Source organism: Mycobacterium sp. URHD0025 (assembly GCF_000426065.1).
GTDB lineage: Bacteria > Actinomycetota > Actinomycetes > Mycobacteriales > Mycobacteriaceae > Mycobacterium.
The window spans coordinates 198317-221984 of the sequence record NZ_AUEQ01000013.1; the positions used below are offsets into that span (position 1 = coordinate 198317).

23 protein-coding genes and 2 tRNA genes are annotated in these 23668 nt (G+C 66.0%); 10 read left to right on the forward strand and 15 right to left on the reverse strand.

The window, feature by feature from the left end; translation table 11 throughout:
- Positions 1 to 55: 55 nt before the first annotated feature.
- A complete protein-coding gene (locus H977_RS0121230; protein WP_029109758.1) occupies positions 56 to 2233 on the reverse strand; it encodes a glutamine synthetase III family protein in 2178 nt (725 codons plus the stop codon).
- Between the two features lie 73 nt (positions 2234 to 2306).
- Positions 2307 to 3248, reverse strand: coding sequence for a LysR family transcriptional regulator (locus H977_RS0121235; RefSeq protein WP_029109759.1), 942 nt, complete (start codon positions 3246 to 3248; stop codon positions 2307 to 2309).
- 115 nt (positions 3249 to 3363) lie between these two features.
- Here H977_RS0121235 and H977_RS0121240 point away from each other — a divergent pair, with 115 nt between their 5' ends.
- Positions 3364 to 5655: an FdhF/YdeP family oxidoreductase gene (locus H977_RS0121240; protein WP_029109760.1), complete on the forward strand. Its 2292-nt coding sequence runs from the start codon at positions 3364 to 3366 to the stop codon at positions 5653 to 5655.
- Positions 5655 to 6491 (forward strand): formate dehydrogenase accessory sulfurtransferase FdhD, encoded by an 837-nt coding sequence (gene fdhD, locus H977_RS0121245; protein ID WP_029109761.1) that lies wholly within the window; start codon positions 5655 to 5657, stop codon positions 6489 to 6491. Before H977_RS0121240 ends, fdhD begins: the two co-directional genes overlap by 1 nt.
- Before the next feature lie 70 nt (positions 6492 to 6561).
- Here the strand turns inward: fdhD and clpX are convergent, their stop codons facing one another.
- From clpX to H977_RS0121270, 5 genes are all read right to left on the reverse strand, one after another.
- Positions 6562 to 7842: an ATP-dependent Clp protease ATP-binding subunit ClpX gene (gene clpX, locus H977_RS0121250; RefSeq protein ID WP_029109762.1), complete on the reverse strand. Its 1281-nt coding sequence runs from the start codon at positions 7840 to 7842 to the stop codon at positions 6562 to 6564.
- Between the two features lie 416 nt (positions 7843 to 8258).
- The gene (locus H977_RS0121255; protein ID WP_029109763.1) at positions 8259 to 8918 is read right to left on the reverse strand and encodes an ATP-dependent Clp protease proteolytic subunit; all 660 of its coding nucleotides are present in this window, start codon (positions 8916 to 8918) and stop codon (positions 8259 to 8261) included.
- On the reverse strand, positions 8915 to 9517 hold the full coding sequence (locus H977_RS0121260; protein ID WP_029109764.1) for an ATP-dependent Clp protease proteolytic subunit: 603 nt from the start codon (positions 9515 to 9517) through the stop codon (positions 8915 to 8917). The genes H977_RS0121255 and H977_RS0121260 overlap by 4 nt, the downstream gene beginning before the upstream one ends.
- A gap of 121 nt (positions 9518 to 9638) precedes the next feature.
- Positions 9639 to 11042 carry a trigger factor gene (gene tig, locus H977_RS0121265; protein WP_029109765.1) on the reverse strand — a complete coding sequence of 468 codons (1404 nt, stop codon included), beginning with the start codon at positions 11040 to 11042 and terminating at the stop codon, positions 9639 to 9641.
- A 41-nt stretch (positions 11043 to 11083) separates the two neighbouring features.
- A tRNA-Pro gene (locus tag H977_RS0121270) sits at positions 11084 to 11157 on the reverse strand.
- Positions 11158 to 11283: 126 nt separating this feature from the next.
- Between H977_RS0121270 and H977_RS0121275 the strand changes: the two genes are divergently transcribed.
- Positions 11284 to 11357: transfer RNA gene (locus H977_RS0121275), tRNA-Gly, on the forward strand.
- A gap of 84 nt (positions 11358 to 11441) precedes the next feature.
- On the opposite strand, the gene H977_RS0121280 is transcribed toward H977_RS0121275, so the two are convergent.
- On the reverse strand, positions 11442 to 11972 hold the full coding sequence (locus H977_RS0121280; RefSeq protein ID WP_029109766.1) for an MBOE_33420 family protein: 531 nt from the start codon (positions 11970 to 11972) through the stop codon (positions 11442 to 11444).
- A gap of 194 nt (positions 11973 to 12166) precedes the next feature.
- On the opposite strand from H977_RS0121280, the gene H977_RS0121285 reads away from it, so the two are divergent.
- The 4 genes from H977_RS0121285 (at position 12167) to H977_RS0121300 (ending at position 15652) form a co-directional block, all read left to right on the forward strand.
- A complete protein-coding gene (locus H977_RS0121285; protein WP_029109767.1) occupies positions 12167 to 12448 on the forward strand; it encodes a GlsB/YeaQ/YmgE family stress response membrane protein in 282 nt (93 codons plus the stop codon).
- Between the two features lie 172 nt (positions 12449 to 12620).
- The gene (locus H977_RS0121290) at positions 12621 to 13241 is read left to right on the forward strand and encodes a maleylpyruvate isomerase family mycothiol-dependent enzyme (protein WP_029109768.1); all 621 of its coding nucleotides are present in this window, start codon (positions 12621 to 12623) and stop codon (positions 13239 to 13241) included.
- A 362-nt stretch (positions 13242 to 13603) separates the two neighbouring features.
- A complete protein-coding gene (locus H977_RS0121295) occupies positions 13604 to 14785 on the forward strand; it encodes a serine hydrolase domain-containing protein (protein WP_029109769.1) in 1182 nt (393 codons plus the stop codon).
- 51 nt (positions 14786 to 14836) lie between these two features.
- Positions 14837 to 15652 (forward strand): hypothetical protein, encoded by an 816-nt coding sequence (locus H977_RS0121300; protein WP_029109770.1) that lies wholly within the window; start codon positions 14837 to 14839, stop codon positions 15650 to 15652.
- A 31-nt stretch (positions 15653 to 15683) separates the two neighbouring features.
- Here the strand turns inward: H977_RS0121300 and H977_RS0121305 are convergent, their stop codons facing one another.
- Both H977_RS0121305 and H977_RS0121310 read right to left on the reverse strand, forming a co-directional pair.
- A complete protein-coding gene (locus H977_RS0121305; protein WP_029109771.1) occupies positions 15684 to 16478 on the reverse strand; it encodes an Fpg/Nei family DNA glycosylase in 795 nt (264 codons plus the stop codon).
- Positions 16479 to 16481: 3 nt separating this feature from the next.
- Positions 16482 to 16961, reverse strand: a complete 480-nt coding sequence (locus H977_RS0121310) for a ribose-5-phosphate isomerase (RefSeq protein WP_029109772.1) — start codon at positions 16959 to 16961, stop codon at positions 16482 to 16484.
- 61 nt (positions 16962 to 17022) lie between these two features.
- On the opposite strand from H977_RS0121310, the gene H977_RS0121315 reads away from it, so the two are divergent.
- Positions 17023 to 17610, forward strand: coding sequence for a hypothetical protein (locus tag H977_RS0121315; protein ID WP_155946749.1), 588 nt, complete (start codon positions 17023 to 17025; stop codon positions 17608 to 17610).
- Here the strand turns inward: H977_RS0121315 and H977_RS0121320 are convergent.
- Complete coding sequence (locus H977_RS0121320) at positions 17607 to 18164, reverse strand: TetR/AcrR family transcriptional regulator (RefSeq protein WP_029109774.1); 558 nt, start codon at positions 18162 to 18164, stop codon at positions 17607 to 17609. The two genes, H977_RS0121315 and H977_RS0121320, sit on opposite strands and share 4 nt — an antisense overlap.
- A gap of 85 nt (positions 18165 to 18249) precedes the next feature.
- On the opposite strand from H977_RS0121320, the gene H977_RS0121325 reads away from it, so the two are divergent.
- Positions 18250 to 19176, forward strand: coding sequence for an aldo/keto reductase (locus H977_RS0121325; RefSeq protein WP_029109775.1), 927 nt, complete (start codon positions 18250 to 18252; stop codon positions 19174 to 19176).
- Here the strand turns inward: H977_RS0121325 and H977_RS0121330 are convergent.
- Genes H977_RS0121330 through H977_RS0121345 form a run of 4 tightly spaced genes read right to left on the reverse strand, consistent with a single transcriptional unit; the run spans position 19129 to position 22651 of the window.
- A complete protein-coding gene (locus H977_RS0121330) occupies positions 19129 to 20088 on the reverse strand; it encodes an isopenicillin N synthase family dioxygenase (RefSeq protein ID WP_029109776.1) in 960 nt (319 codons plus the stop codon). The two genes, H977_RS0121325 and H977_RS0121330, sit on opposite strands and share 48 nt — an antisense overlap.
- Complete coding sequence (locus H977_RS0121335; RefSeq protein ID WP_029109777.1) at positions 20085 to 20525, reverse strand: nucleoside deaminase; 441 nt, start codon at positions 20523 to 20525, stop codon at positions 20085 to 20087. The genes H977_RS0121330 and H977_RS0121335 overlap by 4 nt, the downstream gene beginning before the upstream one ends.
- On the reverse strand, positions 20522 to 21916 hold the full coding sequence (locus tag H977_RS0121340) for a purine-cytosine permease family protein (RefSeq protein ID WP_029109778.1): 1395 nt from the start codon (positions 21914 to 21916) through the stop codon (positions 20522 to 20524). The genes H977_RS0121335 and H977_RS0121340 overlap by 4 nt, the downstream gene beginning before the upstream one ends.
- 60 nt (positions 21917 to 21976) lie before the next feature.
- Entirely contained in the window at positions 21977 to 22651 is a 675-nt protein-coding gene (locus H977_RS0121345) for a GntR family transcriptional regulator (protein WP_029109779.1), read from the reverse strand.
- Between the two features lie 201 nt (positions 22652 to 22852).
- Between H977_RS0121345 and H977_RS0121350 the strand changes: the two genes are divergently transcribed.
- Positions 22853 to 23668, forward strand: a complete 816-nt coding sequence (locus H977_RS0121350; RefSeq protein ID WP_029109780.1) for a transporter substrate-binding domain-containing protein — start codon at positions 22853 to 22855, stop codon at positions 23666 to 23668.

A 23668-nucleotide genomic window follows, 5' to 3' on the forward strand; every position in this document is an offset into this window, starting at 1 on the left:
TGCGCGGTTACCAGGATCCGGACGGATCCAGCCTCCACACCCGACGACGTCTATCTCAGAGGATGTAGAGCATCTCCTGATAGGTCGGCAGCGGCCACAGGTCGTCGGCCACGATGCCCTCCAGTGCGTCGGCGGCAGTGCGCACCGCGTCCATCGCCGGCAGCAGCACATCTCGGGCATGCGCCGCCTCATCGAAGGCCGTCTCCGCGGAGTGATCTGCCAGCGCCGCCTTCAGGCTTGAAAGCGCAGCCGACAAGTCGGCGATCGGGGCCGAAACCACTTCCAGCAGAGTCATACTCGGCTCTACGCCGGCCGCTTTCAGCGCGGCGATGTTCTGCGCGAGCTCGGTCTGGTACCGCATCGCGGCGGGCAGCACCACCGTGGAGCCGACCTCCAGGGTCAGCTTCGCCTCGACGGCGATCGTGAGCGCGTACTGCTCCAACCGGACCTCGTAGCGGCTGTGCAACTCCCGCTCGCTGAACACGCCGTACTTCTCGAACACCTCGATGGCCTCGGGCTTGATCAGTTCCGGGATGGCGTCGAGAGTGGTCTTGAGGTTCGGCAGTCCCCGCTCGGCGGCTTCGATCTGCCAGTTCTCCGAGTACCCGTCCCCGTTGAACACCACCGCACCGTGCTCGGTGATGATCTCGGTCAGTAGTGCCTGAACCGCGGAGTCGAAATCCTCGCCGTCCCCGACTGCCTTCTCCAGGACCGTGGCCATGTAGTCGAACGAGTCGGCGATGATGGTGTTGATCACGATCATCGGCACGGCGACGGTCTGTCCCGAACCGGGCGCGCGGAACTCGAATCGGTTGCCGGTGAACGCGAACGGGCTGGTGCGGTTGCGGTCGCCCGGGTCGGTCGGCAGGCTCGGCAGGGTGTCGACGCCGATGTGCATGACGCCCTTGCCCTTGGACGAGGTCGCGGCACCCTTGGCGATCTGCTCGAAGACGTCGGCCAACTGCTCGCCGAGGAAGATCGAGATGATGGCCGGGGGCGCCTCGTTGGCGCCAAGGCGGTGGTCGTTGGTGGCCGAGGCGACCGACACGCGCAGCAGCCCACCGAACTTGTGCACGGCCCGGATGATCGCCGCGCAGAACACCAGGAACTGAGCGTTCTCGTGCGGGGTGTCGCCGGGCACCAGCAGTGATCCCAGCTCGGCATTGCCCACCGAGAAATTCACATGCTTACCCGACCCATTGACACCGGCGAACGGCTTCTCGTGGAACAGGCACTCCATGCCGTGTTTCTTGGCGATGGTCTTGAACACCGTCATCAGCAGCTGCTGATGATCGGAGGCGATGTTGGCCCGCTCGAACATCGGCGCGACCTCGAACTGCGCCGGAGCCACCTCGTTGTGCCGGGTCTTGGCGGGGATGCCGAGTTTGAACAGCTCCCGCTCGGTGTCCATCATGAAGCCCAGCACCCGCTCGGGCACCGCACCGAAGTAGTGGTCGTCGAACTCCTGCCCCTTCGGCGGTTTGGCGCCGAACAGGGTTCGGCCGGCGTTCACCAGGTCCGGACGTGCCAGGAAGAAGTGCCGGTCCACCAGGAAGTACTCCTGCTCGGGGCCGCAGAACGACACCACCTTCTCCAGGTCGGTGTGGCCGAACAGCTTCAGGATCCGCTCGGCGTGCACGCCCATCGCCTGCTGACTGCGCAGCAGCGGGGTCTTGTAGTCCAGCGCCTCGCCGGTCATGGACACGAAGACGGTCGGGATGCACAGCGTATTGCCGTTCGGGTTCTCCAGGATGTAGGCCGGGCTGGTGACATCCCAGCCGGTGTAGCCGCGCGCCTCGAAGGTGCTGCGCAGGCCGCCGGACGGGAAACTGGATGCATCGGGTTCGCCCTGGATCAAGGTTTTGCCGGCGAACTCGGCCAGCGCCTGGCCGTCGGAGACCGGTTCAAGGAAGCTGTCGTGCTTTTCGGCGGTCAGCCCGGTCATCGGGTAGAAGACGTGCGCATAGTGGGTGGCGCCCTTGGACAGCGCCCAATCCTTCATCGCCGAGGCGACAGCGTCGGCAATCGCGGGGTCCAGTTTCGCGCCCTTCTCGATGGTCGCGACGACTGATTTGTATACGGACTTCGGCAGCCGCAGCTGCATCTCGGCCTTGGTGAAAACGTTGGCACCGAAGATCTCGCCGGGCGCTTCGGTGGGGTCGAAGCTGATGGCCGGCGGCACGTAGGCCTCGACGTTGTTGATCGCCTGCAAACGAACTGCGTTTCCGCTCATAGTGTTCCTATCACCACGTGGGCTTGACCGGCCAACCGTAGGGGCATCCTGTGGCAAACTTGTTACGGCCGCGTCAACGGTTCAAATCACCGGTAACGGGCCGGGCATCGATCCTGGTGCTCAGATCCAGATCGGAGGCCACCTCGACCAGCGCAGCCGCCACGATCGAGGCTGGCGCACGGTCGAGCACCACCAGGCCGATCGCCGGGCGCGGACCGTGCTGCACCATCGGCCGCGCGGCAAAGCCTGGAGGCATTCCGAGCTGTGGCAACCATGCGGTGGAGGCGATGGTCGCGCGCGACGAGTTCGTCAGGTGCGCATACAGCGCGTCGACCGAATCCGCCTCCACCACAGGGCGATAGCCCACTCCTTCAGCGGCCATGTTGGCGTCGATGATGCGCCGGTTGCGCATCGTGGTGGTCAGCACGCAGAGTTCCAGTCCGGCCGCATCCGACCACGCGATCTCCGGTTGACGCATCAGCACATGGTCGGCCAGTGCCAGCAGGACATATCGCTCCCGGTACATCTCTACCGACCTGGTTCCGGGAGGGGCCTCGTCATCGAGATAGGTCAACCCAGCGTCAATCTCGAAGTCGGCCAGCCGGCGGGCGATCTCTCGTGAGGACAACGCCTCGATGCGCACCGACGCCGCCGGGTTGCGGCGCAGAAACTCGGTGGTGATGAACGGGCCGACGGGCACCGCCGTCGGGATTGCACCGATCCGGGCCGTGACCGTCAACCGTCCGCGCATCCGGTCGATATCGGCGAGCATGTCATCGCGTTCTGCGACGATCCGCTGGGCCCACGTCACAACCCGATGCCCCTCTTCGGTGAATCCTTCGAACCGATGCCCCCGCTGCACGATGACGATGCCCAACTCGCGCTCCAGGCGGCGGATCGCCACCGACAGCGTCGGTTGACTCACGTGGCACCGCGCGGCCGCTCGGCCGAAATGCCGCTCGGCCGCGAGCGCCAGAAGGTAGTCGAGTTGCTGCAGCAGCACGTCACTTGCCATGGCTCTCCGCCTTCGTCCGGTTCGATAGAAAGCATCTATCACTGCATGTGAAATATCGAATGCCGACCGCCGCCATGCGACACGGCCCGCCGTTTCCGGGGACTAGATTGGGTTCATGACCACTGCCAAGGACATCGATGCCGACTACGACGAGCACAACGTCGTCAGTACCGGCGCCGAGCACGAAGCAGCCGGGGTCAAGGCTGTCATGGTCAGCATGCAGCGTGGGTTCGAGCAGATGGGGTTGCTGCGGACCGCGGCCGCGCTCACGCGACTCAACCAGCGACACGGCTTCGACTGCCCGGGATGCGCGTGGCCCGAGGAACACGGCGGCCGCAAACTCGCCGAGTTCTGCGAGAACGGCGCCAAAGCGGTCGCCGAGGAGGCCACCAAGCGGGTGGTGACGCCGGAATTCTTCGCTCGGCACACCGTCGACGAGCTCGATGCCAAACCCGAATACTGGCTGTCCCAGCAGGGCAGACTCACCCACCCGGTGGTGCTGCGCCCCGGTGAAACCCACTACCGGCCCATCGAGTGGGACGAGGCCTACCGGCTGATCGCCGACGAGCTCAACGGCCTGGCCTCCCCTGACGAGGCGCTGTTCTACACGTCGGGGCGCACCAGCAACGAAGCCGCGTTCCTGTATCAACTGCTGGTCCGCAGCTACGGCACCAACAATCTGCCGGACTGCTCGAACATGTGCCACGAATCCTCGGGTACCGCACTGACCGAGTCGATCGGCATCGGCAAGGGGTCGGTCACCGTCGAGGACGTCACCGAGGCCGATCTGATCCTGATCGCCGGACAGAATCCGGGCACCAACCATCCCCGAATGCTGTCGGTGCTGGAAAAGGCGAAAGCCAACGGCGCCAAGATCATTGCCATCAATCCGCTGCCCGAGGCCGGGTTGATCAGGTTCAAGGATCCGCAGAAGGTCAACGGCGTCGTCGGGCACGGCATCGCCATCGCCGACGAGTTCGTGCAGATCCGCATCGGCGGGGACATGGCCCTGTTCGCCGGGTTGGGCCGGCTGTTGTTGGAAGCCGAGCAACGTGCTCCTGGCACCGTCGTCGACCACGAGTTCATCGCCACGCACTGCGCCGGGTACGAGGAGTACGCCGCGCAAACCCGGGCCGTGGACCTGGACACCGTGACCGCGGCCACCGGAGTCGACCGGGCCCAGTTACAGCGCGTCGCAGACCTGCTCATCGCCTCGCAGCGCACCGTGGTGTGCTGGGCGATGGGTCTGACTCAGCATCGGCACGCCGTGGCGACCATCGGCGAAGCCACCAACCTGCTGTTTCTGCGCGGCATGATCGGCAAGCCCGGTGCCGGGGTATGCCCGGTGCGCGGCCACTCCAATGTGCAGGGCGATCGCACCATGGGCATCTGGGAGAAGATGCCCGAGTCGTTCCACGCCGCGCTGGACAAGAGGTTCGGCATCACCACCCCCCGCAAGCACGGTCATGACACCGTCGACGCCATCCGCGCGATGCGCGACGGCCGCGCGAAGGTGTTCATCGGGATGGGCGGCAACTTCGTCTCGGCCACCCCTGACACCGAGGTCACCGAGGCTGCGCTGCGCAGTTGCGCTCTCACCGTTCAGATTTCGACGAAACTGAACCGCAGCCACCTCGTGCACGGCCGCACCTCGCTGATCCTGCCCACCCTCGGCCGCACCGACAAGGATTACCAGGCCGGCGGGAAACAGCTCGTGTCCGTGGAAGATTCGATGTCGATGGTGCACCTGTCACGGGGCAACCTGACCCCGCCCAGCGACCACCTGCGCAGCGAGGTCGCCATCGTCTGCCAACTGGCCCGCACCCTGCTCGGCCCAGAGCACCCGGTGCCGTGGGAGCTGTTCAACGCCGACTACGACCGCATCCGCGACGCGATCGCGGACGTGGTGCCCGGCTGCGAGGACTACAACACCCGCGTGCGCCGGCCCGACGGCTTCCAGCTGCCCCATCCCCCGCGCGATTCCCGCGAATTCCGCACCAGCACAGGCAAAGCCAACTTCTCGGTGTATCCACTTCAGTGGGTCCCGGTCCCGGAGGGGCGGCTGGTGCTGCAGACGCTGCGCAGCCACGACCAGTACAACACCACCATCTACGGCCTCGACGACCGCTACCGCGGGGTCAAGGGCGGTCGCCGCGTCGTGTTTGTCAACCCCGTCGACATCGACCGTTTAGGGCTCGACCCCGAGGACCGTGTCGACCTGGTGTCGGAATTCGAAGGCCAGGAGCGGCGCGCCGACGACTTCCTGGTGGTGCCCTATTCCACCCCGGTCGGCAACGCCGCCGCGTACTACCCCGAGACCAATCCGCTGGTGCCGCTCGACCACACCGCGGAGAAGTCGAACACCCCGGTTTCCAAGGCCATCGTCATCAGACTGGAGAAACGCTGATGGGCCGCGTGACCGCCCGTCGCCGCGCCCACCACCTGACCGGCGCCACGGCTGAGGCCCGCCCGGAAACACTGGCGGTCGAGGAGCCGCTGGAGATCCGGATCAACGGCACCCCCGTGACCGTCACCATGCGCACTCCGGGCTCCGACGTCGAACTGGCGCAAGGGTTTCTGCTGACCGAAGGCATCATCCGGCACCGGGATGACGTGCTCACGGTGCGGTACTGCCGCGGCGCCACCGACGACGGCTCAGGCCTGTCACAGAACACCTACAACGTGCTCGACGTGACGCTGGCCTCCAACGTACCGAAGCCGGCGGTGGATGTGACCCGCAACTTCTACACCACCTCGTCATGCGGGGTGTGCGGCAAGGCTTCCCTTGAGGCGGTCCGGCTGATCAGCCAGCACTGCCCGGGCGATGATCCGTCGGTCGTCACCGCCGAGACCCTCTCGGCGATGCCGGCCCAATTACGGGCTGCCCAGAAGGTTTTCGCCTCGACCGGTGGTCTGCACGGTGCGGCGCTGTTCACCACCGACGGCACCATGCTGGTGGTGCGGGAGGACATCGGCAGGCACAACGCGGTCGACAAAGTGATCGGCTGGGCCCTGGAGCAGGACCGGATTCCGCTGACCGGAACCGTCCTGCTCGTCAGCGGCCGGGCGTCATTCGAACTCACCCAGAAAGCGGTGATGGCGGGCATACCGGTGCTGGCCGCGGTGTCGGCGCCGTCGTCGCTGGCCGTCGACCTGGCCAGCCAGTCCGGTCTGACCCTGGTCGCCTTCCTGCGCGGCGAGTCGATGAACATCTACGCCCGGCCCGATCGAGTCACCAACTAACGCCCAGCAGACGCAAAACTGCCCCTTTTCGAGTGAAAAGGGGCAGTTTTGTGTCTGTTCGCGAGAGGACTCAGGCGGTCTTGTCGCGACGCTCGGAACGCGACGGCTTACGCGGCACGATGGTCGGCAGCACGTTGTCCTGCACGGTCTCCTTCGTGACGACCACCTTGGCGACGTCGTCGCGGCTGGGGATGTCGTACATCACCGGCAGCAGGACTTCCTCCATGATGGCGCGCAGGCCACGGGCGCCGGTACCGCGGTGGATGGCCTGATCGGCGATCGCCTCCAGCGCCTCCTCGGTGAACTCCAGCTCCACGCCGTCCATGTCGAACAGCCGCACGTACTGCTTGACCAGGGCGTTCTTCGGCTCGGAGAGGATCTTGACCAAGGACTCCTTGTCCAGATTGGTCACCGAGGCCACGACCGGCAGACGGCCGATGAACTCGGGGATCAAACCGAACTTGATCAGGTCCTCGGGCATGACCTCGGCGAAATGGTCCTGGGTGTCGATCTCGGCCTTGGACCGCACCTCGGCGCCGAAGCCCAGACCGCGCTTGCCGACCCGGTCGGAGACGATCTTCTCCAGGCCCGCGAACGCACCCGCCACGATGAACAGCACGTTGGTGGTGTCGATCTGGATGAACTCCTGATGCGGATGCTTACGGCCGCCCTGCGGGGGAACCGAGGCCTGCGTACCTTCCAGGATCTTCAGCAGGGCCTGCTGCACGCCCTCGCCGGAGACATCGCGGGTGATCGACGGGTTCTCGCTCTTGCGGGCGATCTTGTCGACCTCGTCGATGTAGATGATGCCGGTCTCGGCGCGCTTGACGTCGTAGTCGGCGGCCTGGATCAGCTTGAGCAGGATGTTCTCGACGTCCTCGCCCACATACCCGGCCTCGGTCAGTGCCGTCGCATCGGCGATGGCGAACGGCACGTTCAGCATCTTGGCCAGCGTCTGCGCCAGATAGGTCTTACCGCAGCCGGTGGGGCCGAGCATCAGGATGTTGGACTTGGTCAGCTCGACCGGCTCGGTACGCGAATCGCGGGACTTCTCCCCCGCCTGAATCCGCTTGTAATGGTTGTAGACCGCCACGGCCAGCGTCCGCTTCGCGGTGTCCTGACCGATGACGTAGCCCTCGAGGAAGTCCCGGATCTCCGCAGGTTTGGGCAGCTCGTCGAGCTTGACGTCGTCAGCGTCGGCGAGTTCCTCCTCGATGATCTCGTTGCACAGATCTATGCACTCGTCGCAGATGTACACGCCCGGGCCGGCAATGAGCTTTTTGACCTGCTTTTGACTCTTGCCGCAGAACGAGCACTTCAGCAGGTCACCGCCGTCTCCAATGCGCGCCATGTGGGGGGGTCCTACTTCCTGTTAGCAGTCTGTCGATTCGCCAGTTGCTGAGTAAACCTCGGGCGTAAACCCGACGCTACCCGTTCGTTCCGTTGCGGTGCGACCGATAAGGCCGAATCGCCCCGGTGGTATTTGTTCGTGTGCAGGAGAACATATCTCTCCTGGCGGCCGGCCACCCGTTGGCACGCTGACTGTGACCCTGGCGTGTCGTCACGGATCGGCGACGAATGGCCGAGCGACGTGGCCGGTGTGTGGCATTCGCCGCGACCGACGTTACCGCGACCGCTCGAAGGCCGTCGCCGACGCAGGTCAGCGCGATTTCCGCAGTCCCGCTGACGACGCACGCCCCGCGCCGGAGGTGACCGGGCAGGGCGTGTGTCATCGGGCTGTGGTTGCGCGGGATATGCCGGCCGTGGCTAACTGCCCTGCGCGGACAGCTTGCGGTACTCCAGGACCGTGTCGATGATCCCGTAGTCCTTGGCCTGCTCGGCGGTGAGGATCTTGTCCCGGTCGGTGTCCTTGCGGACCTGCTCGGGATCCTTTCCGGTGTGGCGGGCCAGGGTGGTCTCCATCAGGGTGCGCATCCGCTCGATCTCGGCGGCCTGGATCTCCAGATCGGAGAACTGCCCCTGGATCACGCCACCCAGCGACGGCTGGTGGATCAGCACACGGGCGTTGGGCAGGGCCAGACGCTTACCGGGCGTGCCGGCGGCCAGCAGCACCGCGGCGGCCGAGGCGGCCTGCCCGAGGCACACCGTCTGGATGTCGGCGCGCACGTACTGCATGGTGTCGTAGATCGCCATCAACGAGGTGAACGAGCCACCGGGCGAGTTGATGTACATGGTGATGTCACGGTCGGGATCCAGGGACTCCAGCACGAGCAGCTGGGCCATGATGTCGTTGGCCGACGCGTCGTCCACCTGCACGCCGAGGAAGATGATGCGTTCCTCGAACAGCTTGTTGTACGGGTTGGATTCCTTGACACCGAAGCTGCTGTGCTCGATGAACGACGGCAGGATGTAGCGGGCCTGCGGCTGGAGGCGGGCGTCCAACGACGGATGAGTGAGGTCGGTCATTTGTCTAGTCCTGCTCCCGGTCCGGTGCCGTTGACATTGGCGCTGGTGATGATGTGGTCGACGAACCCATACTCCAGGGCTTCGGGCGCAGTGAACCAGCGGTCGCGGTCGGAGTCCGCCTCGATGCGCTCCATCGTCTGTCCGGTGAACTCGGCATTGAGCCGGAACATTTCCTTCTTGATGACCGCAAACTGCTCGGCCTGGATGGCGATGTCCGCGGCGCTACCGGTGACACCACCCAACGGCTGGTGCATCAGGATCCGGGCGTGGGGCAGGGCGTAGCGCTTGCCCTTGGTGCCCGCGGCCAGCAGGAACTCACCCATCGAGGCCGCCATGCCCATCGCATAGGTGGCGATGTCGCACGGCGCCAGCACCATAGTGTCGTAGATGGCCATACCGGCGCTGATCGAACCGCCCGGCGAGTTGATGTAGAGGTGGATGTCCTTGGTCGGATCCTCCGCCGATAGCAACAGGATCTGCGCGCACAGCTTGTTGGCGATGTCGTCGTCCACTTGGGAACCCAGGAAGATGATCCGCTCGGCAAGCAAGCGCTCATAGACGGAGTCGACGAGGCTGAACCCGCTCCCGTTCGAACGCATGTCAGTCACGACTGGATACCTGCTTTCTTCTACGTCTTCGGTAAACGCGTTGGCACTACGACGACACTAACGAAACTGGGGCGCCACGCACTCCCGTACGGGGGCACGTTCGCTCACAGCGTCATTCGGCGGCGTCGGCGGTCTTTTCGGCCGCCTCGTCGCCCTGCTCGTCCTCGGCCTGCTCACCCTCGGCCTCCGCGGCCTCGGCCGGACCGAAGAAATCCGTGGTGTCGATCACGGTGCCGTCGGTGTCGGTCACGGTGGCGGCATGCACCACAGCGGCGATCGTCAGGCCGCGACGGACATCGGCGAACATGGCCGGCAGCTGGTTGTTCTGCTGCAGGATCTGGATCAGCTGCTGGGGCTCGATGCCGTACTGACGCGACATCAGCACGAGCCGCTCGGTGAGGTCGTTCTGGCCGACCTGGATGTCGAGCTTGTCCGCGACGGCATCCATCAAAAGCTGGGTCTTGACGGCCTTTTCGGCGTTCGCCTTGTTGTCGGCGTCGAATTCCTCACGGCTGCTGCCCTGTTCGGTCAGCTGCTCGGCGAACTTGTCCTCGTCGTGGTCGAGGCCGTGGATCGCGTTGTGCAGGGCGTCGTCGATCTGCGCCTGAACGATCTTCTCCGGCAACGGGACCTCGGTCTGCTCCAGCAGCGCCTCGACGGCCTTGTCGCGGATCTGCTCGGCCTGCTGGACGCTCTTGACCCGGCGCACCTGCTCGATGAGGCTCTCCTTGAGCTCCTCGATGGTGTCGAATTCGCTTGCCAGTTGAGCGAATTCGTCGTCCGCCTCGGGAAGCTCGCGCTCCTTGACCGACTTGACGGTCACCGTCACATCGGCGTCCTTGTCGGCGTGCTCGCCCGCGGCCAGCTTGGTGGTGAAAATCTTGGACTCGCCGGCCTTCAGGCCGGTGATCGCCTCGTCGAGGCCCTCGATCAGCTGACCGGAACCGACCTCGTGCGACAGGCCCTCGGTGGCGGCCTCGGGCACCTCGGTGCCGTCGACGGTGGCCGACAGGTCGATCGAGACGAAGTCGCCTTCCTGAGCGCCACGCTCGACGCCGGTGAGGGTGCCGAAACGGGCCCGCAGCGACTGCAGTTCCGCGTCGACCTCGTCGTCGTCGACCTGGATCGGGTCGACGGTGATCTTCAGCGCGTCGAACTCCGGCAGGGTGATCTCGGGACGCACGTCGACCTCGGCGGTGAACGCCAGCTCCTGGCCGTCCTCCAGCTTGGTCACCTCGATCTCGGGCTGACCCAGCGGCTTGACGTCGGACGCCGTGACGGCCTCGCTGTAGCGGGCCGGCAGTGCATCGTTGACGACCTGCTCGAGCACGGCACCGCGGCCGACCCGCGCCTCCAGCAACTTGCGCGGGGCCTTGCCCGGACGGAAGCCGGGCAGACGGACCTGCTGGGCGAGCGCCTTGAAGGCGCGATCGAAATCGGGCTCAAGCTCGGTGAAGGGCACCTCCACATTGATGCGCACCCGGGTGGGGCTCAACTGCTCGACCGTGCTCTTCACTGTTCTGTGCTCCTAGATAGTTCTTTCATACTGGTGGTGAGTCGGGGTGACAGGATTTGAACCTGCGGCCTTCCGCTCCCAAAGCGGATGCGCTACCAAGCTGCGCTACACCCCGTGGTGGTGCTCGATCCGCTGCGGTAAAACCCACGAACGGACCACGCGAGATACTACGTGCTCACGGCACAGAGCATTCAATTGGCTTTGATCGGGGGCACACCGGTACAGTGCTGATGCTGCACATGCGGGCGTAGCTCAATGGTAGAGCCCTAGTCTTCCAAACTAGCTACGCGGGTTCGATTCCCGTCGCCCGCTCCACAGAGACCGCCCTGATGGGGCGGTCTTCTTGTTTCTCCGGACCGCCATCGCAGGTCTTGACGGGGAATCCGGCACAGGCGCTGATCACCGCGCCGGCCCAGGTGGCGGGGCGACGGGCGTGATCGAAATCGGCAGCCAATGGGTGCCTGGCCCCTCGCCGGGGCATCCGGCTCCCCCGATCACGAGGGTCCGCTCTCCGAAGAAGCTGCCGTCAGCATTCGGGATCCAGTAGTCCGAGCGTTGGGCCGTCACGGCGCTGCCGGGATCGTTGCGATCGCAGAAGTAGGGATACTCACCGCTGGTTTCCCAACGGTCGTTCATCCACGTGTACTGGTAAGCCACGGGCGCGCCTGGGTTGCGGGCATGGTCGTCGGTGTTGTCCATACGCGCGACGCAGCCGTTCACGTCGCACTGGGTGCTGAATTCGACGGGCACCGTCAGCGGATTCATCGGTGTCGGCACTCCGTTGAATGTCTGCTTCGAGAAGTCGATGAGCAAGTCGTAGTGCCCGTACAGCGGCGGTGGTTCGACACGATCCGCGTGAGCGACCGGAGCCAGGACGGATGCCGTGCTCGCAGCGGTGGCAGCGAGGGCGCCGGCCAGGGCGATTTTCATCATTGCGCCTGGTTAACACATCTACCCATCCGGCGTGCGCAATTGGTTCGAACCGATGGATTCGGGTATGCCCTTGGTCGGCTCAGTGCGAATAATGCACCGATTTGGTATCGCGCGAATTTCGGCAGTGGCAAGCGGCCGCAAACCGGAGGAAAGTGGGAACTACCACATCAACGTTGCAGAAAGGCAGCGACATGATTGGAGCAATTATCACCGCAGTCGTCGTCGGCGCGATCATCGGCGCTCTCGCACGACTGATCATGCCCGGTCGGCAGAATCTGAGCACGCTGATGACGGTCGTGCTCGGTATCGCAGGAGCCCTCATCGGCTCCTGGCTCACCGCTGCCGTCGGATACACCAACTCGAACGGCGGATTCGCCATCGTCCCGTTCGTGGTCGGTGTCGTTGTCGCGATTGTGTTGATCGCGATCTACACAGCCCTGTCGGGCCGACGCGGCACGCCCGTCGGTCACTGAGCAGGACAACCACTGGCTCCGCCGACCCCTGTCCCCCGGTCGGCGGAGCCACTTCTGCCGGCGGCAGCTACCGAGCAAATACGCATACCGCCGAAATTGTCAGTTTGTTCAATTCAGCGCCGGCGCGATGTGACGGCAATATTCCTAGCCCCGAAATGATTTCTCCAACGGGATGATCAGCGTCCGCGCACTGGCGCGCCGAGAACGCCAGGAATTCGCCGATCTGCTCGACACTCTGAGCCCGCAGCAGTGGCAGGCGCCGACACTGTGTGGCGACTGGACTGTCCGCGACGTCGTCGCCCACACCATCGCGTACCTCGGGCAGACCCGGCTGCAGCTCACCACCGCGATGGTGACCGCTCGCGGGCAGGTAGACCGGCTCAATGAATCTGCGCACAAAGCCAACAAGGGGCTTACGCCCCATGAGTTGCGCGCGATGATGCGTTCCGGCGCCGACCCGTCTGGCGCAGGCGCGCTCTACGGCTGTCGCGTGGCCCTCATCGAATGCCTGATCCACCAACAGGACATCCGGCGCCCGCTGGGGATGCCACGCACGATTTCAGCCGATGCGCTGCTGGCCTCGCTGGTTTTCGCGCGCACCAGCCCGGTGATCGGTGGGGCCTGGCGCACCCGCGGTCTGCGACTGGTCGCCGACGACCTTGACTGGTCAGCCGGCCGCGGCGCCGAGATCCACGGGCCGGGCGAGGCGCTGCTGCTGGCGATGGCCGGACGCGTCGAGGCCGTCGTCCACGAACTCGAGGGCCCGGGGCTGGCCGCCCTTCGCAGTCGATGAGGTCTGGCCCGACCGCCTGGCCCGCCGCCTGGCCCGCCGATTTCTACCAGATGGTCGTTGCCAGGTCGGCGGCACGACCCTGAGGTAGGAGACGACGCGCGCCCTGCCACGATCCACGACCCCTGGCGTAGAAATCGGCGCGCGATCGGCACGCGCGATCGGCAATGGGCAGGACACTCCCCGATCATCACGGCCCCGTCTCGAATGGTTTTCGATCCGTACTTCGGGGGTGCTTCGCGGTTGCGGCCCACCTACCGTGAGTAACGGGTGGGTTAGACCGACCGATCTTGAAGATGACATGGCCGCGCGCTGAGGCAGGTTCTCGCACCGCTGCCGTAGAGCCCCACCTGTGCAGGAGTCGCATGCCCGTACTGACCGCCATCGCAGGCACGTGCGCACCGGAATTCGACAACGTGCGCGGTGCCTTCGAAACCAACTTCGCCGAGCGCGGCGAGGTCGGGGCCGCTGTCGCGGTCTGGGTCGAGGGCGATCTGGTGGTCAATCTGTGGGGCGGATCCGCCGACGCCGCCGGCAGCAGGCCGTGGCAGCAGAACACCCTGGCCAGCGTCTATTCAGGGTCCAAAGGGCTGTTGAGTACCTGCATCCATCTGTTGGCCGATCGCGGCGAGATCCACCTGGATGTACCGGTGGCCCGCTATTGGCCCGAGTTCGGCCAGGCCGGCAAGCAGGACGTCACCATCGCGATGGTGTTGGGGCACCGTTCGGGCGTGATCGGCCCCCGCGAGCCGATGGACTGGCGCGAGGTCACCGATTGGGACGCGGTGTGCTCGAAGATCGCGGCCGCGACACCGTGGTGGCCGCCGGGCAGCGCGCAGGGCTACCACGTCGTGACGTTCGGATTCATCCTCGGCGAGGTCGTTCGCCGTGTCACCGGCCGGACCATCGGTCAGTATCTGCGCACCGAGATCGCCGAACCGCTGGGCGCCGACATCCACATCGGATTGCCCGCCTGGCAGCATCACCGATGCGCGGAGATGGTGAACAAGCCGTCGGTGCGCAGCTTGCTGGCCGACAACGGGGTCAGGCAGCCGCCGGGCTCTCTCGGTGAGCATCCGATGGCCGGCTGGGCAGTGTCGATGGACTTCGTGCCCGACGACGAGTTGGGCGTACAGGCACTGGACGCTTGGCGCTCGGCGGAGTTCCCGAGTACCAACGCGCACGTGTCGGCTCTCGGCATGGCGACCTTCTACAACGCGCTGGCCCAGGAGAAGTTGCTCACCCGCGGACACATGGAGCGGTGCCGAATCTCCCAGGGCGGATTCGACTCCGACGTGGTGCTGGGTCCGCGGGTCGCCGATCACGGCTGGGGTCTGGGCTACATGCTCAACCAACGCGGTGTGGCCGGGCCGAACACCGGCATCTTCGGGCACGGCGGGTCGGGCGGCTCGTTCGCGTTCGTAGACCTGGAGCACCGGATCGGCTACGCGTATGTGATGAACCGCTTCGACGCCACCAAGTGCAACGCCGACCCGCGGACCGTCGCGCTGTCCAACGAGGTGTACTCCGCTCTCGGCGTAATTTGAGTTCTCTACGAGGACCCGGAAACACCATTTCCCGTCGGTACGCTGGACGCCATGAACAGCGTTTTGCTGGTACTCATCGTCCTGGTCATCGCCGCGATCGCATTCGTCGTCTACAGCTCGTCGAAGGCGAACGGCCGCCGCTCCGCGGAGTCACTGGCCGACGCCAAGGCTGACGCCCGCCGCCTCATCGAGCGCCTGGGCGGGCAGGTCCTGAACCTCACCGGCTCCGACGATGCGTCCAAGCAGGCGCTGGCCGACGCCTCCGAGCGCTACACCGCGGCGTCCTCGCAGATCGATCAGGCCACCACGGCCAAGCAGGCTGCCCTTGCCAAGGAGAGCGCCATCGAGGGGCTCTACTACGTGCGCGCGGCCCGTACCGCCATGGGGATGGATCCCGGCCCCGAGCTGGAATCGCTGACCGGGCAGCGGGCGGCCGGCGCCGTGACCGAGGACCGCCGGATCAACTTCGACGGCCGCGAGATCGAGGCATCCCCCTCGCCCTCGGAGCGCACCCCGAACTACTACCCGGGTGGCCGGGTCGCCGGACGCCCGGTGCCCGCCGGCTGGTACTCCGAGCCGTGGTGGAAGCCGGCCCTGGTTGCCGGCGCCTGGGGCCTCGGGTCGGTGCTGCTGTTCGATGCGATGTTCTCCGGAATGCACGGAGTCGACTACGGCGCACAGGGTTTCGAAAACGGTTACGGTGACGGCTATTCCGACGGTCTCGCCGCGGGCCAGGACACCGGTGGCGACGGTGGCGGTTTCGACGGCGGGGACGCCGGTGGTGGCGACTGGGGTGGTACCGACGCCAGCGGCTGGGACGGTGGCGGCGACTTCGGTGGCGATTTCGGAGACTTCGGCGGCTTCTGACGCGCTCGCGTGACGGGCGTGCCGAGCCCACTCACACCTGGCAGTCGGGACACCAGAAGAGGTTGCGCGCCTCCAGTTCTGCGGTGCGCACCCCTGCCCCGCATACCCGGCACGCTTCCCCGGCCCGGCGGTAGACGTAGGTGCGGGGGCGGCCCGGGCCATAGGACGGGGCGCCGTGATCGTGCTCGGGGCGGACGACGACGATCTTGCCCCGCCGTACGCCGACCTTCATCAACGCGACGAGATCGGTCCACATGTCACTGAATTCGGCCTGCTCCATGTGCGTCCCCGGCCGGTAAGGATCGATGTGGTGACGGAACAGCAATTCACTACGGTAAACATTGCCCACCCCGGCGATCACCGACTGGTCCATCAGCAACGCCCCGATTGACCTGCGGGACTTGCTGATTCGCCTCCAGGCCAGCGCGGGATCGGCATCCTTGCGCAACGGGTCGGGCCCGAGGCGGGCCACCACATCGGCGATCTCGGGCTCGGCGATCACCTCGCACACGGTGGGGCCGCGAAGATCGGTGCCGTAATCGGTGCCCACGATCCGCATCCGCACCTGGCCGACCGGAAGGCCCAGTGGCACAGGCGCTTCGGTGAATGCCCCGTACAGGCCGAGGTGGATGTGCACCACGTGGCCACCGTGGTAGTGATGGAACAGGTGCTTACCCCAGGCGTCGGCCTGTTTGAACACCTGGCCGCTGACGGCGGCCGCACCGTCGGCGAATCGGCCCTGCGGGCTGGACACCACCACCGGTGCCCGGCCGAACCGCTTCTGGTGCAGCCGGGCCAGCCGGTGCAGGGTGTGCCCTTCGGGCATGGGTCAGGCAGGCGCGCCGGGAACCGGCGGGGCCACGTGGTCCTTCTCGTACTCGGCGAGGATGTCGATGCGGCGCTGGTGCCGCTCGGCCTCCGACCACGGCGTCGACAGGAACGCGTCGACGATGGCCAGTGCCTCCTCCTCGCTGTGCATGCGTCCGCCCAGGCCCATCAGCTGCGCGTTGTTGTGCTCGCGGGCCAGCTTGGCGGTCTCGACGCTCCAGGTCAGGGCACAGCGGGCGCCGGGCACTTTGTTCGCGGCGATCTGCTCACCGTTGCCCGAGCCGCCCAGCACGATGCCGAGGCTGCCCGGATCGGCGACGGTCTTGACCGCCGCGTCGATGCAGAACGCCGGGTAGTCGTCATCGGCGTCGTAGGCGTAGGCACCGCAGTCGATCGGCTCGTGGCCGGTCTTCTCGAGGTGCTCGATGATGGTCTGCTTGAACTCGAATCCGGCGTGGTCGGCACCGATGTAGACGCGCATGCGGGTAACCCTAACTGGTCGGTAACTCCGCCTGGCCATAGCGCAGGATGACGGTATGGAGATGAGCGGTTGGCTCCGACGTCGGCGGGGCAAGGCACCGTCGACGATCCACCTCGATCAGATCTACCCGTATCTGGTTCCCGACGACTATCCCGACGCACTGTCGACCCGTGCGCATTCTCAGCGCCGGATCGGTCACGGTCTCTCCCTGGCATTGGTGACCCCGACCGGCCCCGCTGAGGCGCAGATCCTGGCAGCGGTGGACGCGGAGGCTGTGGCCGGTGCCGGAATCGATCTGCCGACTGCCTACCGGCATGCCGACGGAGCGTTGTCCACGGCGTTGTCGGCCGGACAGATAGCGCTGGAGTTCTTCGATCGGGGCCCTGCCGGAGCGCCGACCGTCGTAGCGGGCGGAAGTTGGCTCGCGGCAACCACACTGGTGGCTTCGGGGCTCTACGAGCGCATGACCCGGTTCCTCGGCGACGACATCGTCGCAGCCGTGCCGCACCGTGAGTTGATGTTTCTGTTCGCGCCGCAGGCTGCCCCGGCGATGGCCGAGGTGGTGGCGTCCGAACACCGTGACGCCAGGAAACCCTTGACGACGGGATTTTTCACCCTCAATCACGCCGGCCCGACGCCCACGTCCTAGCGCGTCAGTCCCTTATCGGCCTGGATACCCGCCAGGAGCAGGTCGAGCATTCGCTGGGCCTGCTCGGCCGAGCCACTGGCGAGGAAGATTCCGAGCATGCTGGAGACGATGTCCTCGGCCAGCACGTCGGTGCGCAGGCTGCCGTCGGCGACACCGGCGTCCAGCAGTGTCTGCACCGCTCCGACGACGCTGGCCCTGGTGTCGCGGTGGTCGACCGCGCCGGATTCGAAAATGGCGCGCAGCGATTCGGCCATGCCCTTCTTGGCGGCGACGAACGCGGCGTAGCGATCCATCCACCGGCGCAGGGCCACCGGCGGTGAATATCGGCCGACCAGGTCGGCGGCGGTGGCAGAGACCTCGGCGAGCTCGGCGCGGTAGACGGCCTCGATGAGCGCCTCACGGTTCGGGAAATGGCGGTAGAGCGTGCCGATTCCCACCCCGGCGTCGCGCGCGATGGCCTCCAGCGAGACCGGTCCGTCGGACATGGCGAAAGCCGCCGCGGCGGTTGCGAGCAGCCGTTCGCGGTTACGGCGCGCATCAGCCCGTTCGGCCATAGCGGAGGCTCCTCCGTTTTGCTACGCTGCAGAAGCGGAGGGTCCTCCGCATCACCTCCGATTATGACATTCCTGGAGCGCAACGATGACGACATCGCACCCCGGCGGCACCGCCGCCCTCGGCGGACATACCGTCGCACGGATCGGATACGGCGCCATGGGACTCGGGCACGCCGTGTCCGATGACGACGCCGTGGCGGTACTGCGCCGCGCGGTCGAACTCGGTGCCGATCACATCGACACCGCATCGTTCTACGACGACGGCGTGGTGAACCGTCGGATCCGGGACGCACTCGCACCGTACGGCGACGACATCGTGCTCGTCAGCAAGGTCGGAGCCCGCCCGGCGACAGGGCCGGTCCCACTGGCGCTGGCCCAGCATCCTGCTGATCTACGAGCCGCCGTCGAACTCGACCTGGCCGGCCTCGGCCTGGAGCAGATACCGGTGGTGAATCTGCGCCGAGCCGACATCGGCCCGGGATTGACCGCCGAGGGCGATCAGGTCGTCGACCTCGACGACCAGTTGGCCGAGATGATCGCGCTGCGCGACGAGGGCAAGATCGGCGCGATCGGGATCAGCAATGTCGACCTCGACACCCTGCGGCGCGCACTGCCCGCCGGGATCGTGTGTGTGCAGAACGCCTATAACGTGCTCAACCGCAGGCATGAGGACGAACTGGCGCTGTGCCTGGAACAGGACATCGCCTGGGTACCGTTCTTCCCCCTGGGCTCGGGGTTCCCTGGCCTGCCGAAGGTCACCGAAAATACTGTGGTGCAACGGATTGCGAGCCAGGCCGAGGCCAGCGCCGCGCAGGTCGGGCTGGCCTGGTTGCTCGCCCACTCACCCAACACGCTGCTCATCGCCGGTACTGCGTCGATCAGCCATCTGCAGGAGAATCTGGCGGCCGGTGAGCTGACGCTCAGTGCCGATCAGCTCGCCGAACTCGACGCGGTCCGGGTCGAGCTAGCCGATGGTGATGGCATCCAGGCGTTCCTTGATGAAGGTCGATGACGTCACCGGCTCCAGGCCTGCGACCTTGCCGATGGGTGGCTCCAACGGCGTGACCAGCGCATCGTGGTTGGCCTCGTAGAAGTAGATCAACGAGACCAGGTCCTCTTCGGGAGCGTGCGGCTGCGGCGGCAGTACACGATGGCGACCCGACGGCCAGCGCCGGCCACTCCAGTACTCCAACAGATCACCGATGTTGACCGTGAGCGATCCCGGCTCCCACGGCGCATCCTCCCAGCCCTCTTGCTCGGAATACACCTGCAGCCCACCGGCGCCCGGCTCGCGGTCCAGGACCGTCACGGTGCCGAAGTCGGTGTGCGGGCCGATCCGGAACTGCCCCGGCTCCGGCTCGCCGACCACACTCACCGGCGGATAGTGGTTGATGTTCATCGTCCACGTCGGCCGGTTCGCCAGGGCCACAAAGGGATTGACCGGCAGCCCGAGGGAGTGGGCAAACAACGCCAGCAGGTCGTCGGAGACCTTCCGCATCGCGGCGGTGTACTCGTCGACGAGTGTCTGCAGCGCGGGTACCTCGGCCGGCCACACATTGGGCGCAAACCAGATCCGGTCGACCTCGGAATCTCCGGTCGCGGTCTCGGCGCCCAGGCTGTAGCTCTCCTTCAGATCGGGCGGGGTCTCGGTGCCCTCCGCGTAGCCGTTGGCTTCGGCGCCCGGCCCGATCCAGCCGTGCCCGCCGACCGGCACCGAGTAGTCCTGCTTGACCTCGTCGGGCAGCGCGAAGAACTCCCGGCTGGCCGCACGAACCTTCGCCGCCAGATCCGGGTCCACACCGTGGCCGGTGACGACGATGAACCCGGCTCGCTGAAGTCCGGCGTCGACCTCGGCGGCAACCGCGTCAGCCTCGGCCCCGCCGGCGTACCACCGGGACATGTCAACAGTGGCTATGGCGCTCATTCGCCGATGTCCTCCGCCCACAGATCGGGCCGCTCTGCGATGAATTCCTCCATCATCGCCACGCAGCGTTCATCGTCGAGCAGAGTAACCGCCACCCCGTGCTCGGCCAGCCAGTCATGGCCGCCGGTGAAGGTGCGGCTCTCCCCGATCACCAGCGCGCCGATGTTGAACTGACGAACCAGGCCGCTGCAGTACCAACACGGCGAGAGCGTCGTCACCATGACGGTGGACCGGTAGCCGCGCTGGCGCCCGGCGGCGCGGAACGCGTCGGTCTCGGCGTGGGTCGACGGGTCGTCGTTCTGCACCCGCCGGTTGTGGCCGGATCCGAGCAATGTCCCGTCCGAGCTGAACAAGGCGGCGCCGATGGGAATACCGCCCTCGGCCAACCCTTTCCGTGCCTCTTCGACAGCGACGTCGAGCATCTGTTCCGGGGTCACGCCGGCACCCTTTCGGTCTGGATTCGAGAACGGCAAAACACGAGGTAGCACGCACCGGCGATGAGGAACCCGACGAAGAACGTGATATCGCCCAACTGCGGCAGCTCCCGCGCGATGTAGCCGATGAACTTCGTCTGGTTGCAGAACAACGTCACCGATACCACCAGACCGATCAGGAACGACGCCAGCCCGGGCCAGTTGGTGTAGGACCGGTCGTAGAGGAAGTGTGCGACGGGCTGGTCACCGCGCAGGTACTCATCGGCGAACACCACGCCGAGCCACGGCCCGATCCAGTAGGCGATGATCAGCAAGAAGGCTTCGTAGCTCGCCGCGGCGTCGGCCAGCGCCCACCAGGCGATGAGGAATCCGACGATCCCGAAGAAGGCGGTGGCCAGCGCCCGGGCAATGTGATGCGGCAGCTTGATCCCGATGGTCACGAAAGCCATTGCACCCGAATAGATGTTGATCGCATTGGCGGCGACGGCGCCGATCGCGATGGCCAACAGGGTCAGGCTCGCCAGCCACGGGGCCAGCTCCGAGGTGAACGCAGTGGTCGGATTGTCGGAGACCGCCGGGCCGATGGTCACCGAGGCCGCACCCACCGTCTGCAGCAGCATGCAGGACACGAACAGCCCTGCGGCAGCGAAGAACCCGGTGCGCGGACCGGCCGCCGAACGCGGCAGGTACCGCGTGTAATCGGCGGCATAGGGCGCCCACCCCGCCACATATCCGAACGCGGTGCCCACCGTCAGCAGGAACCCACCCGTGCCGCCGACACCGCCGGTGACAGCGGGGGCGCCGAGATCGGCTTTGGTCAGTATCACCACAGAGGTGATCGCGAAGATGACCGCGAGCACCGGGAACGCCCACCGCTCGAAGGCCTGAACCAGGTTGTGCCCGAACACCGCCAGTGCGGTCTGGACCACCACGACCAACACCAGGGCCAGTACCGGCGCGATGCCGAACAAGGTGGACAACGCGAACGCACCGCTGACGCTGTTCGTGGCGAACCATCCGATGCCCGCCGTCACCGTCATCAGCAGCGACGGCACGGCATTACCCCTGAAGCCGAACGCCAGCCGGCCCAGCACCATCTGCGGAACACCATGCAGCGGCCCACGCTTGGACAGGAAATAGTGCGCGAGTGCCCCGAGCCCGGTGCCCAGCGCCAAGCCGGCCACCGCCTGCCAGAACGTCATGCCGTAGACCGAGACCGCCAGCACGCCCAGGAAGATCGTGGCGAATTCGAGGTTCGGCGAAGTCCAGGTCCAGAACAACTGGCTGGGTTTGCCGTGCCGGTCGGCCTCGGCGATGAACTCGTTCCCGCCCGGTTCGACCGCCGCGATCCGGTCGCGATAGGAACCGTCGGTACTGGGCTCAGCCGCTGTCATCCGTACACCGTGGCGTGAGCCGCGGTGTTACGCAAGCGGAACGGGGAGATTGATTGACGTTCAGTCGGGCTCGGCGACGGAAAGCAACTCGCGGGCGCTGGCGACGATGTGGGCGTCGAGCGCAGAGCGGCGCACCTCCGGCCCACCAGTTCTGATCGCGTGCAGTAGCGCGCGGTGCTCTTCGGGGATCGCGAACGGGCTCTCGTGGCGCCTGGCGAGCCGGTGGATCTGCATCCGGATGCGCGGTTGCACACTGGCCCACAGCTGCATCGCGTGTTCAGAGCGGGCGCTTTTGACGATCGTCTCGTGAAACAGCACGTCGAGTTCGTTGAGCTGATCCAGGTCATCGGCCGCCGCGGCATCGTCCATGAGCGCCACCAGCCGCTCCAGCTCGGCCAGCACGGTCGGATCGACGCTTGCCTTCTCGACCGCGAACTGCTCGATGGACAACCGCACCGGAAGCAACACCCCCAACAGTTCGTCGGCGCTCACCGTCGCCACGAATGCCCCCCGGTTGGGGATGTGATGCACCAAGCCTTCACTTTCCAGCTGCCGAAGGGCTTCTCGCACGGGACCGGGGCTGGTGCTCAGGTGCGCGGCCAGCACATCCTGCTTGAGCTGCGCACCGGGCGCCAAGCCGCCTTTCACGATCTGCTCTCGCAGCCAGTCAGCGATCTGATGACGTCGGGACGCGGGCAACGGGACGACCGCCAGTGGTTCCAGCGCCTCCGTCAACGGTCGTTCTCCTTTACAAATGGTCGCCAGGGTTGCCCAGTGGGGTCAATCCTAGGCAGCCGTCTGCTCCCGTTCGGCGCAGACGATGCCACGTGCGACTGTTGCGTAGATTACAGATTATAGATAATCTCTGATTTATCCAAACGGGGCGCGGTGTCTATCCGGCCTCAACCTGAAAAATCTTCTGAACAAAGGACATTCATGCGTAGAGCCCTCCGCGCCGTGTTCGCCGCCCTTGCCGCCATCACCGCGCTGGTGCTGGCCGGGTGTACGTCGTCGGGTCAGACCGGCACCTCCCAGAGCAGCGTCCTGAGCAAGGTGCTGACCTCGAAGAAGATCACCATCGGGGTCTTCGCGGATGCCCCTCCATATGGCGTGATGAACAGCTCTGGCGAGTACGAAGGCTTCGACATCGACAAGGCCAGAGCTCTCGCCGACTCACTCGGTGCCAGGGTGGAATTCGTCAGCGCCACCAACGCCAGCCGAATTCCCATGCTCGAGACCGGAAAAGCCGACGTCATCATCGCCGCGCTGACCAACCTCGACGAGCGGGCCCAGGTGGTCGCACTGACGCGGCCATATGCGTCAGAGGGACAGCTGGTCGTGGTGCCCACGGACAGTCCGATCCGGCGCTACGACGACCTTGCCGGCCGAACCGTTGCCTCGACCCGCGGCAGTGTGCCGGCCACCATCTTGGAAGCCGAGTTCCCGCAGGCCAAGCCCAGCCTGTTCGAAGCCGTTGCCGACTCCATCCAAGCCCTGCGTAGCGGAAAGGTGGACGCGCTGATGGAAAGCACGGCGGTGGTCGCCGGAGTCCGCGCGAGCCAGGGCGATGCAGTACGGGTGCTCGATGCTCCCCCACTGGCGCCGTCGTTCGTGTCCTTCGGCATCAAGATGGGCGACCAGCTGTGGCTCAACTACCTGAACAACTTCATCATGAACTACAACATCAGCAAGGCCGCCTCTGAGTCCTACAACCGGTGGCTCGGCATGGACGTCCCCGCCCTCATCAAGTAA

Coding starts and splice junctions, on each gene's coding strand:
- H977_RS0121230 (WP_029109758.1), bottom strand. CDS start 2,233: ATGAGCGGAAACGCAGTTCGTTTGCAGGCGATCAACAACGTCGAGGCC.
- H977_RS0121235 (WP_029109759.1), bottom strand. CDS start 3,248: ATGGCAAGTGACGTGCTGCTGCAGCAACTCGACTACCTTCTGGCGCTC.
- H977_RS0121240 (WP_029109760.1), top strand. CDS start 3,364: ATGACCACTGCCAAGGACATCGATGCCGACTACGACGAGCACAACGTC.
- fdhD (WP_029109761.1), top strand. CDS start 5,655: ATGGGCCGCGTGACCGCCCGTCGCCGCGCCCACCACCTGACCGGCGCC.
- clpX (WP_029109762.1), bottom strand. CDS start 7,842: ATGGCGCGCATTGGAGACGGCGGTGACCTGCTGAAGTGCTCGTTCTGC.
- H977_RS0121255 (WP_029109763.1), bottom strand. CDS start 8,918: ATGACCGACCTCACTCATCCGTCGTTGGACGCCCGCCTCCAGCCGCAG.
- H977_RS0121260 (WP_029109764.1), bottom strand. CDS start 9,517: ATGCGTTCGAACGGGAGCGGGTTCAGCCTCGTCGACTCCGTCTATGAG.
- H977_RS0121280 (WP_029109766.1), bottom strand. CDS start 11,972: ATGAAAATCGCCCTGGCCGGCGCCCTCGCTGCCACCGCTGCGAGCACG.
- H977_RS0121285 (WP_029109767.1), top strand. CDS start 12,167: ATGATTGGAGCAATTATCACCGCAGTCGTCGTCGGCGCGATCATCGGC.
- H977_RS0121290 (WP_029109768.1), top strand. CDS start 12,621: ATGATCAGCGTCCGCGCACTGGCGCGCCGAGAACGCCAGGAATTCGCC.
- H977_RS0121295 (WP_029109769.1), top strand. CDS start 13,604: ATGCCCGTACTGACCGCCATCGCAGGCACGTGCGCACCGGAATTCGAC.
- H977_RS0121300 (WP_029109770.1), top strand. CDS start 14,837: ATGAACAGCGTTTTGCTGGTACTCATCGTCCTGGTCATCGCCGCGATC.
- H977_RS0121305 (WP_029109771.1), bottom strand. CDS start 16,478: ATGCCCGAAGGGCACACCCTGCACCGGCTGGCCCGGCTGCACCAGAAG.
- H977_RS0121310 (WP_029109772.1), bottom strand. CDS start 16,961: ATGCGCGTCTACATCGGTGCCGACCACGCCGGATTCGAGTTCAAGCAG.
- H977_RS0121315 (WP_155946749.1), top strand. CDS start 17,023: ATGAGCGGTTGGCTCCGACGTCGGCGGGGCAAGGCACCGTCGACGATC.
- H977_RS0121320 (WP_029109774.1), bottom strand. CDS start 18,164: ATGGCCGAACGGGCTGATGCGCGCCGTAACCGCGAACGGCTGCTCGCA.
- H977_RS0121325 (WP_029109775.1), top strand. CDS start 18,250: ATGACGACATCGCACCCCGGCGGCACCGCCGCCCTCGGCGGACATACC.
- H977_RS0121330 (WP_029109776.1), bottom strand. CDS start 20,088: ATGAGCGCCATAGCCACTGTTGACATGTCCCGGTGGTACGCCGGCGGG.
- H977_RS0121340 (WP_029109778.1), bottom strand. CDS start 21,916: ATGACAGCGGCTGAGCCCAGTACCGACGGTTCCTATCGCGACCGGATC.
- H977_RS0121350 (WP_029109780.1), top strand. CDS start 22,853: ATGCGTAGAGCCCTCCGCGCCGTGTTCGCCGCCCTTGCCGCCATCACC.